This is a genomic window from Bacillus sp. R45 (assembly GCF_021729365.1).
Taxonomy (GTDB): Bacteria; Bacillota; Bacilli; order Bacillales; family Bacillaceae; genus Bacillus; species Bacillus velezensis.
Window position 1 is genome coordinate 2,970,927 of the sequence record NZ_CP091421.1, and the last position, 14,218, is coordinate 2,985,144.

A 14,218-nucleotide genomic window follows, 5' to 3' on the forward strand; every position below is an offset into this window, starting at 1 on the left:
TTTTCATATGAGGAAAAGAAACAGCTCGTTACAGCTGTTCTTCGTCTTCAGACTGAATCGTAAATTTCCGTGTGACCTGTTGCAGTTCTTCAGCCATATGCGCAAGCGTTTCGGCGGATGAACTGATTTCTTCCATGGAGGCCAGCTGCTCTTCAGCTGAGGCGGCGATGTCTTGAATGCCGGCGGACCCTTCTTTGGCGACTGAGGTAATGTCCTCCACCGCGTTTGTCACATTTTGCGACCCGGCTGCAAGCTGCTCAAGCGTTCCGTTCATATGCTGCAAGGCGCCTGAAATCTGAGTCGTCATTTCTGAGATTTTTTTGAAGCTTTCGGCCGTTTGATCCGTAATATCGAGGCCTTCCTTCACATCTTGATTCACCGCTTGGAATACGGAAAGCGATGTGGCGATTTCTTTGACGATTTCCTGAATCAGCGTTTCGATTTCCTTTGCGGAGCCGGCTGATTGTACGGCAAGCTTCCTCACTTCTTCCGCAACGACGGAGAAGCCCCGCCCGTATTCGCCTGCTCTTGCCGCTTCAATGGCCGCGTTTAAGGCAAGCAGATTTGTTTGATCGGCAATGCCGTTAATAACGTTCAGAATGCTCTTAATGTCGTGCGACTTCGTTTCCAGCCCTTTTACGACGGCTTCCGCCTGCTGTACGGAACGATCAATTGTTTTCATCTGGCCGACCGTTTTCGCCACTAATTCTTCTCCGCTTCCGGCCGTTTCAGAGGTTTGGATGGCGGATTCAGTGATTTCCGCCGATACATTCGCCGTCTCGGCAATGCCGGCATTCATTTGGGAAAGGTGATCGGCACTTTCTTCCAATTTCTCGCTTTGTGATTCGTTTCCGTTTGAGAATTGTTCAATCGCCAGAGTAATATGCTCTGTCGCCTTGCTTGTCTGTCCGGCGGATGCCGTCAGCTCTTCGGATGAAGAAGCGACATGTTCGACGGATGATTGGATGACGCCGATGACAGACCGGAGTGATGCCGACATCTCATTGAAGCTTTGGCTGAGCTGCCCGAATTCATTTTTTGACTTGATGTCAATGACTTCCGTTAAATCGCCGTCACTGATTTTAGCTGATGTCGAGACAAGTTTTTTGAGCGGTTTTGCAATCGAGCGAATGATAAAGAAGATTAAAATACCGCCGACGATAAGAGAAACCGCCAGGATGATCAGCGCCATTTTCATGACAGGCGAGGCTGCGTCATGGATCTCACTGACAAAAAATGTGCCGGCGATTTTCCAGCCCGTCAGTTTGTTTGTCGTGAAGGCCATTTTCTTCTGCTGTCCTTCAAACATGTATTCAAACGATCCGCTTGATTTGGAAAATACTTCTTTCGTCCACTCTCCGGAGCCTTCCGTTCCCGCTTTTATAGTCGGATGGGCGATGTATTTTTTATCCCCCGTTGTAATGAAGGCAAATCCTTTATGACCGATCTGGACGCGTTCGGAAGCGTTCAGCAGGTCGCCCAGATTAATATCAAGCGCCACAACGCCTGATCCGTCTTTTGTCTGCTGGGCAATCGTAACGACCGTCTGTCCGGTTGCAGCGTCTTTATAAGGCTCGGTAAACACCGGCTGTCCGCTTTTTTCAACCGCCTTTGTATACCACTCGCGCGTGAGCGGATTATAATCGGACGGCATGTCAGCGGACGGATATTTCACGAACGCTTTGTCGCGAGACGCGGCGTAAATTGACGCGACATCGCCATTTACGGTGACATACTGCTTCATATTGTCGAGCAGTACCGATTTATTTTTCGTGTTCAGTTTTTCCTTTGTGATTGATTCGCTGTAGTAGTCAATCGCTTTCAGCTTACCCTCAAGCATGTTTTCCAGCACGCTGTTCAGTTCACTGACATTTCCCTGGGCGCTGTGGGTCAGTTCGCTTTCTAATGTACTCCCCGCCGTTTGGTAGCTGAAGTAGGCGAGTATGCCGACCGGAAGCACCAATACGGCTAAAAATGCCGCGATCAGCGGCTTGCTGATGGATGGCTGTTTGATCCAATGTATCAGTTGTTTCATTTTTTCAGTCTCCTTCTTTGAAAAGCTAAATCTAATATCGTCAGATAGGACAAAAGATTTATTAAAAAAACTAAAAAAAACACCCAAACAGCACATTTGGGTGTTCTATGATCTATTAATCTATTTTAAATCGTTTCGTCATATCACGTAATTCTTCCGCCATTTGGGATAACGTTTCCGAAGACGAACTGATTTCTTCCATTGAAGCCAGCTGTTCTTCGGCAGAGGCCGCGATATCCTGAATGCTGGCGGAGCTTTCTTTTGCGATGGACGCGATTTGCTCAGAAGCTCCTGAAATCTGCTGTGATCCTGCTGTCAGCTGTTCTACCGTCGCATTCATATTTTGAATTTCTCCGGCGATCTGGTTCGTCATTTCAGAAATCCGTTTGAAGCTCGTTTCGGTCTGATTCGTAATATCCAGTCCGCTCTCCACCTCTTTGTTGACGGATTGGAACATGCCGAGAGATGTATTGATTTCGTTGACGATTTCTATAATTAAGCTTTCGATTTCTTTCGCTGAATCGGCAGACTGGACCGCAAGTTTTCTGACCTCTTCGGCGACGACTGAGAAGCCCCGGCCGTATTCACCCGCACGCGCGGCTTCAATTGCCGCGTTCAGCGCAAGAAGGTTTGTCTGATCAGCGATTCCGTTAATGACACCGAGAATGTTTGTAATGTCTTTTGATTTTGTTTCAAGTCCGCGCACCACTTGTTCAGCTTCTTTCACTGACCGGTCAATGACGTTCATTTGGCCGACCGTCTGGTGGACGAGCTTTCCGCCTGAATTGGCGACTTCCGCTGATGTGGCGGAGGATTCGGTAATGACGGCAGATGCTTTCGCCATATCTTTAAGCCCGCTGTTCATTTGATAAATATGTTCCGCCGCGCTTTCGATATTTTCACTTTGGCTTTCATTTCCGTTAGAAAATTGTTCGATCGCCAGTGTGATATGTTCCGTTGCCTTGCTTGTCTGCTCCGCTGAAGCCGTCAGCTCTTCTGAGGAAGATGCGACGTTATTCACGGAATCCTGAATGGCATGGATGAGAGACCTGAGTGAAGCGGCCATATTGTTAAAGCTTTTGCCCAGCTCGCCTAATTCATCTTTTGACTGAATTTCGATCGTTTCTGTTAAGTCGCCTTCACTGATCTGTTTCGATGATGTCACAAGCTGCTTGAGCGGTTTTGTGATTGAACGGATAATCAGCACCATGACGATGGTTCCGATGACAATCGCTAATACGAGAACGAGCAGGGACAGATGAAGGATCGGCAGGGCCGCTTCATGAATTTCGTCCAGATACATCGTTCCGGTAATCTTCCAGCCTGTCAGCCCGTTCGTATCATAAGCCATTTTCTTTTCCTGGCCGTCGTATTTGTATTGAAAATCACCTTTTTTGCTGGTGAACAACTGTTCAGCCCACTCCCCGTTTAATACTGTGCCTGACGCACGGTTCGGGTGGGCGACCACTTTTTTGTCTTTCGTCAGGATAAAAGCGTAGCCTGATTTTCCGATGTTCACTTTCTTTGTCGTTTTCAGAAGCTCATCGATTTTCATATTGATGGCGACGACCCCTGAGCCGTCTTTCGTCTGCTGAACGACCGTCACGACCATCGTATTGGTGGAAGCCGTGCGGTAAGGATCTGTTACAACAACTTTCCCCTTATTTTCCACGGCCTTTTTATACCAGTCTCTTTCAAGCGGATTATATCCTTTAGGCATCTGCAGATCCGGATACCGTGTGAAATGTCCTTCCGTGTCACTCGTATAGATGGATTCCACGTCTTTATTAATCTTCATGTACTCTGTGAATTTATCGGTAATTTGCGATTGGTTTTTCGGCTTGTACCGATCCTTTGTGAGCCAGTCGCTGAAATATGCCGTTCCGTCTTCCTTTTGGCTGATGCTTGTGTTGATCATATCGTTAATCTGCTGCACATTATCTAATGCGCTTCCCATCATCTGCCTGTCAAGCGTACTTACCGCCGATTGATAGGCGATAAAAGCCAGCGTTGAAATAGGAAGAATGAGAATGGCCAAAAAAGAAATGAGCAGTTTTCTTGTAAGCGATCTCTGCTTGATGATTTGCACAATTTTTTTCATCTGCTATATCTCCTCTTGCGTGTTTACCCTTCATATCGGCAATTATGGGTAAATATACACATCCAAAAAGAAGAAATATAACGAAACATACTTTTTACCTACTATAAAATTAGTCTTTTAGGCTTAATTAAGAGTTTATCTTAAAACGCCTTGTCAGTTCGCGTAATTCTTCCGCCATTTTTTCCAGCGTGACGGCTGAGGAACTGATCTCCTCCATGGACGCAAGCTGCTCTTCAGCTGAAGCCGCGATGTCCTGAATGCCGGCCGCGCTTTGTCTGGAGACTGCCGCGATATCCTCTGAAGCGTTTGATACTTCCTGAGATCCGGCAGAAAGCTGTTCCACGGTTGCATTCATATTTTGCAGTTCACCGGCAATCTGATTTGTTTTGGCGGAAATGTCCCGGAAGCTTTTTTCCGTTTCGTCCGTTAACTGAAGTCCGCTTTTCACCTCGTGATTGACGGATTCCAGCATTCCGAGCGAAGTATGAATTTCTTTGACGATTTCATGAATTAAGGATTCGATTTCTTTCGCTGAATCGGCGGATTGGACGGCAAGCTTTCTCACTTCTTCGGCAACAACTGAAAAACCGCGTCCGTATTCTCCCGCTCTTGCCGCTTCAATGGCTGCATTTAAAGCAAGGAGATTCGTTTGATCGGCAATGCCGTTAATGACGCGCAAAATGCTGGTGATGTCCTGCGATTTGAGTTCAAGCCCTTGTACGACTTGCTCCGCTTTACTTACGGATTGGTCAATGGCGCCCATCTGGCCGGCTGTTTTCTTGACAAGCCGCTCACCGGCGCCGGATATCTCCGCCGATTCAATTGAAGTTTCCGTCACAACGGCTGCCGCTTCCGCCAGATCGCTGAGCCCGTCTTTCATCTCATTCACTTGTGCTGTCGCTTTATCAATACTCTCACTTTGGTCTTCCGTTCCATTAGAAAACTGTTCAATCGCAAGGGTGATATGTTCCGTTGCTTTGCTCGTCTGCTCAGCCGAAGCCGTCAGCTCCTCTGAGGAAGAAGCGACATGTTCAACAGAGTCCTGAATTCCCTGAATAAGCGAACGGAGTGAATCTGTCATATGATTAAAACTTTTACCGAGCACGCCGAGCTCATCTTGAGAGCTGACATCAATGGTTTCAGTCAGATCTCCGCTGCTGATTTTTTCCGCTGAAGCTACGAGACGTTTTAACGGTTTGGTAATTGAGCGGATGACAAAATAAATGAAAATCATCCCTGCGGCAACGGCTATCGCCAATATGATAACGGCCAGAGTCAGAACCGGTCTTGCCGCATCCTTGATTTCATCCACGGACATGGTTCCGCTGATCTTCCAGCCCGTCGCTTCATTGGTCACGTACGCCATTTTTTTCGCTTTCCCGTTCAGCGTATATTCATAGTCGCCTTTTTGCCCGCTGTATAATGTATCAACCCATTTTCCCGATACCGCCGCGCCGGCTTTTTCATCACTGTAGGCAACGGCTTTTTTATTTTTGCTGAGGATAAAGGCGTATCCTTCTTTTCCGATGTTCACTTCTTTTGTCATCGTGATGAGATCGTCGATTTTTATATCAATGGCGACGACGCCTGATCCGTCTTGCGCCGCGCGGGCCATGGTGACGACCATCTTTTTGTTTGAGATGGACTCATAAGGGTCCGTGATGATGGTTTGGCCTTTATTCTCCATGGCTTCCTGATACCAGCTTCTTTCAAGCGGATTGAAATCGGCCGGCATATCGGCATGCGGATAACGGGTAAACGTTCCTTCCTTGCTGCTTGAAAATATGGCGGACGCTTTATCATTGCTTTCAATAAACTGTTTGAACCTTTCTTGCATTTCCGTTTGGTTTTTTTCTTTAAATTTAGCGCTTGTCGCCCATTCGCTGAAATATGCAGAGCTTTTTGTAAACATTCCGATCCGGTCATCAATCATATTGTTTAAGATTTGCACATTTCCTTCGGCGCTTTCCATCATTTGCTTTTCAACGGATGAAGCCGCCGAACGGTAGGCGCCGGCGGCCAATACTGCTACCGGAATAATTAAGATCAGTAAAAATGAAATGATAAGTTTTTTGGCTATTGATTTTCTGGCGATTTTTTTTGCTGTTTTTTTCAATTTTGTAAACCTCTTTCAATCATTTACTGTTTATATCGGCCGACTCCCTTTTTATTACATTGAAAATTAAGTCATAAATGAAAAATAGTTCTATGTACTCCCTTTGTATGCAAGACTTTTTATTTAATTATCCGGCTGTCACTATAAAAAAGGACGCCTTCCACCTGGAAAGCGTCCTTTTTTACTAGTTGATTTTAAATTGTTTCGTTAATTCCCGCAGTTCTTCGGCCATTTGCGCCAAAGTATCGGCGGATGTGCTGATTTCTTCCATTGATGCAAGCTGTTCTTCTGCGGATGCGGCAATATCCTGAATGCTTGCTGCGCTTTCCCGTGATACGTCCGCAATATCGGTCACTGCGGCTGAAACGTGCTGAGAGCTGTCTGACAGCTGTTCAACCGTGCCGTTCATTGATTGCAGTTTTTCGGCGATGTCGTTCGTCATGCCGAAGATATTCTGGAAGCTTTCTTTCGTGCGATCCGTTACGGCAAGTCCTGATTGCACTTCTTCATTAACGGATGTAAACATGTGAAGCGAAGTATTAATTTCAGCCGTGATTTCCTGAATGAGTTTTTCAATCTCTTTGGCAGAACCGGCGGATTGGACGGCAAGCTTTCTCACTTCTTCGGCTACTACTGAGAAGCCCCGCCCGTATTCACCGGCTCTTGCCGCTTCAATGGCTGCATTTAATGCAAGCAGGTTTGTCTGATCGGCAATACCGTTGATGACTCTTAAAATATGAGTAATGTCTTTTGATTTGGCCTCAAGGCCTTTTACAACCGCTTCCGCCTGCTGGACCGATTGATTGATGAGATTCATCTGCCCGACGGTTTGCTGCACATATTCTTCCCCGGTGCCGGCAGCTTCCTTCGATTGTTTAGATGCCTCCGTAATGGATGATGATGTGCGGGAAACGGCGGCGAGTCCGTCATTTATATGATTCAGCTTGGCTGAGCTTGAATCGACTTTTTCGCTTTGCTCTTCGTTCCCGTTTGAAAACTGCTCAATCGCCATTGTAATATGTTCCGTCGCTTTGCTTGTCTGAGAAGCTGAAGCGGTCAGCTCTTCCGATGACGCGGCCACGTTATCGACAGAGTTTTGGATCGCGCTGATCAGTCCGCGCAAAGATTCTCCCATTTCATTAAAGCTCGCGCCGAGTTCGCCCAATTCATCTTTCGAGCGGATGTCAATGGTTTCAGTCAAGTCTCCGCCGCTGATTTGTTTAGAAGAGCGGACAAGCCGTTTCAGCGGTGACGTAATGGATCTGACAATCAACAGAATTAAAATTCCCCCGATGATAATAGATGCTGCAAGGACAATCATCCCCATCGTCAGCACCGGTTGTGAGGCATCTTTAATTTCGTTGAGCTCCATGCTCCCCTCTATTTTCCACCCGGTCAGTTTATTTGTCGTAAACGCCATTTTTTTATTTTGATCATCGAGCTTGTATGAAATAATGCCGCTGTCTTTGCTGTATACCTCATTCAGCCACGGGGTTGAAACTTTATCGCCCGGTTTGTGGTCTTTATGCGCGACATAGGTTTTATTTTTGGACGTGATAAACACGAATCCTTTTTGCCCGATTTTGATTCCCTGCATCTGCTTCAGCAGCTGGTCAATCGTAATATCCATGGCCACTACGCCTGTTCCGTCCTGCATCTGCTTTGCCACGGTAATGACCATGCTGCCGTCGCTTGCCGCGGTGTAAGGATCGGTGACAACGAGCGTGCCGCCGGCCTTCACAGCGTCTTTATACCAAGTGCGTGTTCTCGGATCGTAATCGGCCGGAGTATTTTCCTTCGGCGCCTGTGCGTAGCTGCCGTCTTCCGTACCTCCGTAAATGCGGGCTACGTCCTTATGAATAGACGTGTATTGCCCGAACTTTTCTTCAAGAGCAGACATGTTTTTCTTTGAGAAGGATGATCCTTTTAACGTTTCACTGAAAAATTCAATCGCCTTTGCTTTTGCGCCGATATCATTTGTAATCGTTGTGTTAAAAGATTCGATGTTATTTTTCGCGTTGCCTGAAATCTGATCATCCAGCGAATTGCTCGCCGTATGGTATGAACTGAATTCTAACACGAGAATCGGTATGATTAAGATCACGATAAATGAAATGATTAATTTCCGTGAAATCGATGCCTTTGTGCACCAATTAATGAATTTTTTCATATTAAGCTGCTCCCTCAAGTGTGATACCTTATATATCGGCTCAGTCTTCACATTTTGTTAACATTTCCTCCTTTTTTATCACTTGATTTTCATTGCCCAAGCTTCCCGCATATCTTATAAAAAAAGATAGGGGGCGCGCAGATGATTATCATATCCGGCCAAGTGCTTCGGCCTCAGGACATCGCGAACTGGCAGACGGAAGAAAGCCTTGTTCCGTATATAAATGACCTGCTCAATTCTCCCGTACAATTCGATTACGGGTCGATTGCTGAACTGATGTTCGAGGTGCGGCTGCGCCGCCATATTGTGGAAGCCGCAAGAGAACTGCACGGATCAGGTGTGAAATTTGCAACTTTCGCCAAAACATACGGAAATACGGCTTATTGGAGACTGACGCCGGAAGGAGCCCTGGAGCTGAAGTACAGGATTCCCGCTTCAAAAGCGATTCGGGATATTATTGAAAACGGGGCGTTTTACGCATTTGAATGCGCTACCGCCATTGTTGTGATTTATTATCTGGCCGTCTTAAAGACAATCGGTGAAGAACGGTTTAACCGGCGTTTCCGGGATATCACTTTGTATGACTGGCACTATGAGCATCTGCCGATCTACACGGAAACCGGCAGCCACTTTTTACGGGGAGACTGTTTATATTTTAAAAATCCTGATTTTAACCCTGCAAAGGCTCAGTGGCGGGGAGAAAATGTCATTGTGATGGGGAATGATCAATATTTCGCCCACGGTCTCGGGATTCTGACCGCTGAACAAATCATCCAGAGATTGAATTCTTTAAGAAAAAAAAATGCCGTGCAGCCGGCTTATCTGCTTAACCAGGCAACAAGGCTTGATGCACCCGCGCTTTATCAGATCATGCATTAAAACAATCCCATCGTCTGTCATTGTGACGATGGGATGTGAAATGCTTTTCTTTTCCGGTAAAAAGCCGTCGTGCCGAGCGCTTGGTTTGCAGCCCATTCAAACTTCTCTAAATCATGGCGGGTGACGGCTCTGTCCCGTCTGCTCCATTTAATGGCGCGGACAAAGTAATATCCTTTAATCGGCGCCATGGTGACTTTGGAATGCGGAAAATCTTCAAAGACAAACTCAATAGTCCCTCTTTTTTTATAGGACATTTGAAGAATCTTCATCATCCATCACCTCACGATTTCTGGATTATGATTCGCACAATCTGTCCAAAACGGTTTTCACGTCTGTCGGCCCCTCAAGTTTCGCGGCGGACTGGCCGGCCCATAAAGACATATACTCCGCGTCTCCTGATTGAGCCGCGTGCCCGCGCATCGGCTTTGTCAGCGTATTATGCAGCGGATAAGGCAGCGTTTTTCCCTCGTCAGCTTCATATGTTTTCATGAACTGATTCACGATTCCCCGCGCCTGTTTTCCTGAAAACAGGGTGGTCAGCCGCGTATCGGCACCTTTTGATTCGGCAATGGCTTTTTGATATGCCGGTGAGGCGCTGCTTTCTTCACAAAGGAGAAACGGTGTTCCTACTTGAACGCCGTCCGCACCCAAACATCGGGCCGCCTGCACCCCGCGGCGGTCAAAAATGCCGCCTGCCGCAATCACCGGGATATTCAGCGTGTCTTTAGCCTGCGGAATCAGCGCCATAAGGCCGAGAGCCGGTTCTCCTTTAACCGGCAGAAACGACCCGCGATGCCCGCCGGCTTCTATTCCCTGAAGGATAACGGCGTCCATTCCCCGTTCTTCAAAAGCCTTCGCTTCCTCCGGCGTTGTCGCCGTGCCGAAAAGGAAACAACCGCTTTTCTTCAGCTTTTCCGCCGTTTTTTCCGGCGGCAGGCCGAAGGTGAATGAACATGCTTTGACTCCGTAACGGATCAGAAGCTCCGCTTTTTCCTCGAAATCATTCCATTCTTCTTTCAGATCAGAGAACGGCTTGGCGTCTTTTGCCCTCGGAATGCGGGCTTTCCATTTTTCAACAAGTTCCGCCTCAGGCATCTGTCTTTCTTCCGGGACGAAAAGATTTACTTGAAAGGAGCGGTCCGTCAGCTCTTTCATCTCGATAAGCTGTTTTTCAAGCGCTTGCGGGCTGACGTATCCTGAAGCGAGGCTTCCGAGCGCCCCTTCATTTGATACCGCCGAAGCCAGACGCGGCGTGACCAGCCCGCCGGCCATCGGGGCCTGAATGACGGGCTTTGTTAATGATAACGGACTCATCCACTCACTCATTTGTTTTCCTCCGTTTCAGCCAGTATTTTGATATAACATGTTCTGTTTCGCGGACCGTCAAATTCGCAAAAATAAACGCCCTGCCATGTTCCGAGTATCAGGCGCCCGTCTTCTATGATGACATGCTGAGAGGCGCCGGTTGTACTCGCTTTCATATGTGCCGCCGTATTTCCCTCCATATGTCGGTCCAGTTCGTTCTCCCACGGATACATTTCATCAAACCTTCTGAGCATATCCCTCTTCACATCCGGGTCAGCATTTTCATTGATGGTAATGCCAGCGGTGGTATGGGGACAGTATATGAGCGCCAAACCGTTTTTTACGCCTGTTTCGCGGAGAAACGATTCGGCTTCATGTGTGATGTCAATCATTTCATCCCTTTTTTTTGTTTGAATCTGCAATTTTTTCAGCATATGAATGCCTCCTTTCTTTTTCTCTTCCTTTCCCATATTCGTTTCTGTATTTGTCTTTTCCTGTCGGATCGCGATGATAAACGCAGATCATAAAAAACTTCAGCCTCGGGACTGAAGTTTTTCACCATATATACACGCGGGCCTCGTAAGGCTTTAAGAGAAAGGATGTCACATGGCGGTGCGCTTCTGTTTCCGCGTTTGCAAGCACGAGAGAATCGGAGTCAAGCGGATAACCGGGATGCCTGTATAAAGCGGGGGTTCGGGACAGATTGGTGATGATCAGGGCGGTTTTTGTTCCGTTTTTTCTTAGATAGGCATAAATCTGCCGGTCATTCGGAAGCAGCAATTCATATGTGCCGCTGATCAATACGCCGTGCTCTTTTCTGAGGGCGAGCAGCCGTTTGTAGAAATGGTATACGGATGTTTCATCCTGCAATTGTGATGCAGCGTTCAGCCATGTGTGATTCGGATTCACTCCGAGCCACGGAGAAGCATCAGAAAACCCGCCGTTCGCCTCACCGCTCCATTGCATCGGTGTCCGTGAATTATCCCGGCCCTTCTTCCAGATGATCTTCATCACTTGTTCATGCGGAACGCCGCGGGACGTCTCTTTTTCATACAGATATTTAATTGCGGCGTCATCATAATCTTCAATGGATGGGAACGAAACATTGGTCATGCCGAGCTCCTGTCCCTGGTAAATAAACGGCGTGCCTTTCATCAGCATATACATCACGGCGAGTGCCTTGGCGCTTTCTGTCAAAAACCGTTCGTCACCCCATACCGAAACGGATCGGGGCTGGTCGTGATTTTCCATAAATAACGCATTCCAGCCTTTTCCTTCAAGGCTGTACTGCCAGCCGGACAAGACGCGCTTAAGCGCCGGAATGGAGAGGCTTTGATCATCTTCCGTATCCCAGAGGCCGAGATGTTCAAATTGAAAAATCATTTGAAAGACGCCGTTTTCTTCACCGGCCCAATCAGCCGCCTCCCAAGCCGCCACTCCGTTCGCCTCGCCGACCGTCATGATCGGATAGCGCGAAAATGTTTCCCGCTTCAGCTCTTTTAAGAGATCCATTATGCCTTCCCCATTCATATGATACGGGAAAGACGGGACGTACGGGAGACCGTCCGGGTTCGGCATGTCAGGGAGCCCTTCTTTTTTCTTAATGTGAGAAATGGCATCCACCCGGAAGCCGTCTATGCCTTTATCAAGCCACCAGCGAACCATCTCATAAACGGACTGCCTCATCGCTTCGTTTTCCCAATTTAAATCAGGCTGTTTTTTGTCAAACAGGTGCAGGTAATACTGGCCGGTCTCTTGATCATATTCCCACGCCGATCCGCCGAAAATGCTTTCCCAATTATTCGGCTCTTTGCCGTTTTTTCCGTCTCTCCAGATGTACCAGTCCCGTTTTTCGGAATCTTTCGCTGAGCGTGATTCGATAAACCAAGGGTGCTCATCGCTTGTATGGTTAATGACGAGGTCTATAATCAGCTTCATGCCGAGCGCATGGACATCCGCAAGGAGCCGGTCAAAATCCTTCATCGTCCCGAATTCGCCGGCAATTTGTTTATAATTCCGAATATCGTAGCCGTTGTCCGCGCCCGGCGAGTCAAAAACGGGACAAAGCCAGATCACATCCGCCCCCAACTCTTTTATGTAATGAAGCTTTGCTCTGATGCCGTTAATATCGCCGATTCCGTCCCCGTTCGAATCCATAAAGCTTCGGGGATAAATTTGATAGACGGCCGCCGTTTTCCACCAATCCGTTTTCATACCGTCCACTCCTTTCTCTACAGCATATGAAGGAGCGGGACGAAGAAGCATTTTTTCCATAAAAAAAGCCTCATTGCAAAAGCAGGAGGCTCAGAAATCTGTTTTTTTAATCTCAACGAAGCGGATATGATGGTCTTCCGCTTCCAGCACCTTAAATTCACACCCTTCGGCATGAAACACATCACCATTTTTCAGCTCCATTTTTTGTGTTAAGAGCCAGCCGGCAATCGTGTCAATGTCTTCATTTTCGATGGCGATATCAAGGAGATCATTCACCTCTTCTATGAGCGCCTTGCCGTCCATCACATAATGGTGTTCGCCTTTTTTGACGATGTGGGGCATTTCATCCTGGTCATATTCATCACGGATTTCCCCGACGATTTCCTCCAATATGTCTTCGACGGTCACAAGTCCCGCCGTGCCGCCGTATTCGTCAACGAGAATCGCCATATGAATCCGCTCCTTCTGCATGCGGATCAAAAGCTCCTGAACGGGGATGCTTTCAATGACTCTGATGACCGGGCGCATCATTTCTTTTAATTCAATGGAGCGGCCGAGAAAATACGCTTTAAATAAATCCTTATTGTTAATAATGCCGAGAATGTGATCTTTGTCTTCCTTAATAACCGGATATCGCGTATACCGTTCGTTGATGATCAAATGTATGGCTTCATCAACTGACTGTTCAAGCGAGATGGCGGCGATTTCGGTGCGCGGCACCATGATTTCTCTGGCGACCCGGTTATCGAATTCAAATATTTTATTGACGTAACGGAATTCAGATTGATTGATTTGACCTTTTTTATAGCTTTCGGACAAAATCAGCCGCAATTCTTCTTCACTGACCACGACCTCATGTTCTTTCACCGAATGAAAACCGAACAGCTTGACCAAAAATCCGGCTGAGCCGTTTAACAGCTTAATAAACGGATACATCACTTTATAAAACAGAATGAGCGGTTTCGCCGTCCACAGACTGACGGCTTCGGCTTTTTGAATGGATATCGTTTTCGGCGCAAGCTCTCCGATGACGACGTGCAGATACGTGACGGCGATAAACGCCGCAATAAACGTGACGACGTGCGTAATAGATGACGGCATTCCGATCAGGCTGAAAACAGGATGAAGAAGCCGCTGAATCGTCGGTTCACCGAGCCAGCCGAGTCCGAGCGCCGTAATCGTAATGCCGAGCTGGCACGCTGATAAATATTCATCGAGATTTGAAATCACCCTGTGCGCCGCGAGCGCCCGGCTGTCTCCGGTTTCAACCAGCTCCGCGATTTTTGAACCGCGGATTTTGACAATCGCAAATTCCGCAGCGACAAAGATGGCCGTTAATCCGATTAACAGCATAATGAGAATCAGTTTTAATATAAGCAAAAAAACCCCTACCGCAAA

General features: G+C 47.4%; 10 protein-coding genes. 1 reads left to right on the plus strand and 9 read right to left on the minus strand.

Going from position 1 to position 14,218, the window contains the following annotated elements; all coding sequences use genetic code 11:
• Positions 1–28: 28 nt before the first annotated feature.
• From tlpB (L3V45_RS14645) to tlpB (L3V45_RS14660), 4 genes are all read right to left on the minus strand, one after another.
• The gene (gene tlpB, locus L3V45_RS14645; RefSeq protein ID WP_437220054.1) at positions 29–2,131 is read right to left on the minus strand and encodes a methyl-accepting chemotaxis protein; all 2,103 of its coding nucleotides are present in this window, start codon (positions 2,129–2,131) and stop codon (positions 29–31) included.
• A 19-nt stretch (positions 2,132–2,150) separates the two neighbouring features.
• Positions 2,151–4,136 (minus strand): methyl-accepting chemotaxis protein, encoded by a 1,986-nt coding sequence (gene tlpB, locus L3V45_RS14650; RefSeq protein ID WP_003152139.1) that lies wholly within the window; start codon positions 4,134–4,136, stop codon positions 2,151–2,153.
• A 127-nt stretch (positions 4,137–4,263) separates the two neighbouring features.
• Positions 4,264–6,252 (minus strand): methyl-accepting chemotaxis protein, encoded by a 1,989-nt coding sequence (gene tlpB, locus L3V45_RS14655; RefSeq protein WP_024085727.1) that lies wholly within the window; start codon positions 6,250–6,252, stop codon positions 4,264–4,266.
• A gap of 184 nt (positions 6,253–6,436) precedes the next feature.
• Positions 6,437–8,422 carry a methyl-accepting chemotaxis protein gene (gene tlpB / locus L3V45_RS14660; RefSeq protein WP_003152135.1) on the minus strand — a complete coding sequence of 662 codons (1,986 nt, stop codon included), beginning with the start codon at positions 8,420–8,422 and terminating at the stop codon, positions 6,437–6,439.
• 141 nt (positions 8,423–8,563) lie between these two features.
• Between tlpB (L3V45_RS14660) and L3V45_RS14665 the strand changes: the two genes are divergently transcribed.
• Positions 8,564–9,301 carry a protein-glutamine gamma-glutamyltransferase gene (locus tag L3V45_RS14665; protein ID WP_043867366.1) on the plus strand — a complete coding sequence of 246 codons (738 nt, stop codon included), beginning with the start codon at positions 8,564–8,566 and terminating at the stop codon, positions 9,299–9,301.
• Positions 9,302–9,318: 17 nt separating this feature from the next.
• On the opposite strand, the gene L3V45_RS14670 is transcribed toward L3V45_RS14665, so the two are convergent.
• The 5 genes from L3V45_RS14670 to L3V45_RS14690 form a co-directional block, all read right to left on the minus strand.
• Complete coding sequence (locus L3V45_RS14670; protein ID WP_014305693.1) at positions 9,319–9,570, minus strand: hypothetical protein; 252 nt, start codon at positions 9,568–9,570, stop codon at positions 9,319–9,321.
• Between the two features lie 25 nt (positions 9,571–9,595).
• Positions 9,596–10,627: an NAD(P)H-dependent flavin oxidoreductase gene (locus tag L3V45_RS14675; protein WP_043867367.1), complete on the minus strand. Its 1,032-nt coding sequence runs from the start codon at positions 10,625–10,627 to the stop codon at positions 9,596–9,598.
• Positions 10,624–11,040 carry a secondary thiamine-phosphate synthase enzyme YjbQ gene (locus tag L3V45_RS14680; protein ID WP_236837049.1) on the minus strand — a complete coding sequence of 139 codons (417 nt, stop codon included), beginning with the start codon at positions 11,038–11,040 and terminating at the stop codon, positions 10,624–10,626. Before L3V45_RS14680 ends, L3V45_RS14675 begins: the two co-directional genes overlap by 4 nt.
• Positions 11,041–11,161: 121 nt before the next feature.
• On the minus strand, positions 11,162–12,820 hold the full coding sequence (locus L3V45_RS14685; protein WP_094760621.1) for a glycoside hydrolase family 13 protein: 1,659 nt from the start codon (positions 12,818–12,820) through the stop codon (positions 11,162–11,164).
• A gap of 90 nt (positions 12,821–12,910) precedes the next feature.
• Positions 12,911–14,200 (minus strand): hemolysin family protein, encoded by a 1,290-nt coding sequence (locus L3V45_RS14690; RefSeq protein WP_025853929.1) that lies wholly within the window; start codon positions 14,198–14,200, stop codon positions 12,911–12,913.
• Positions 14,201–14,218: the final 18 nt, after the last annotated feature.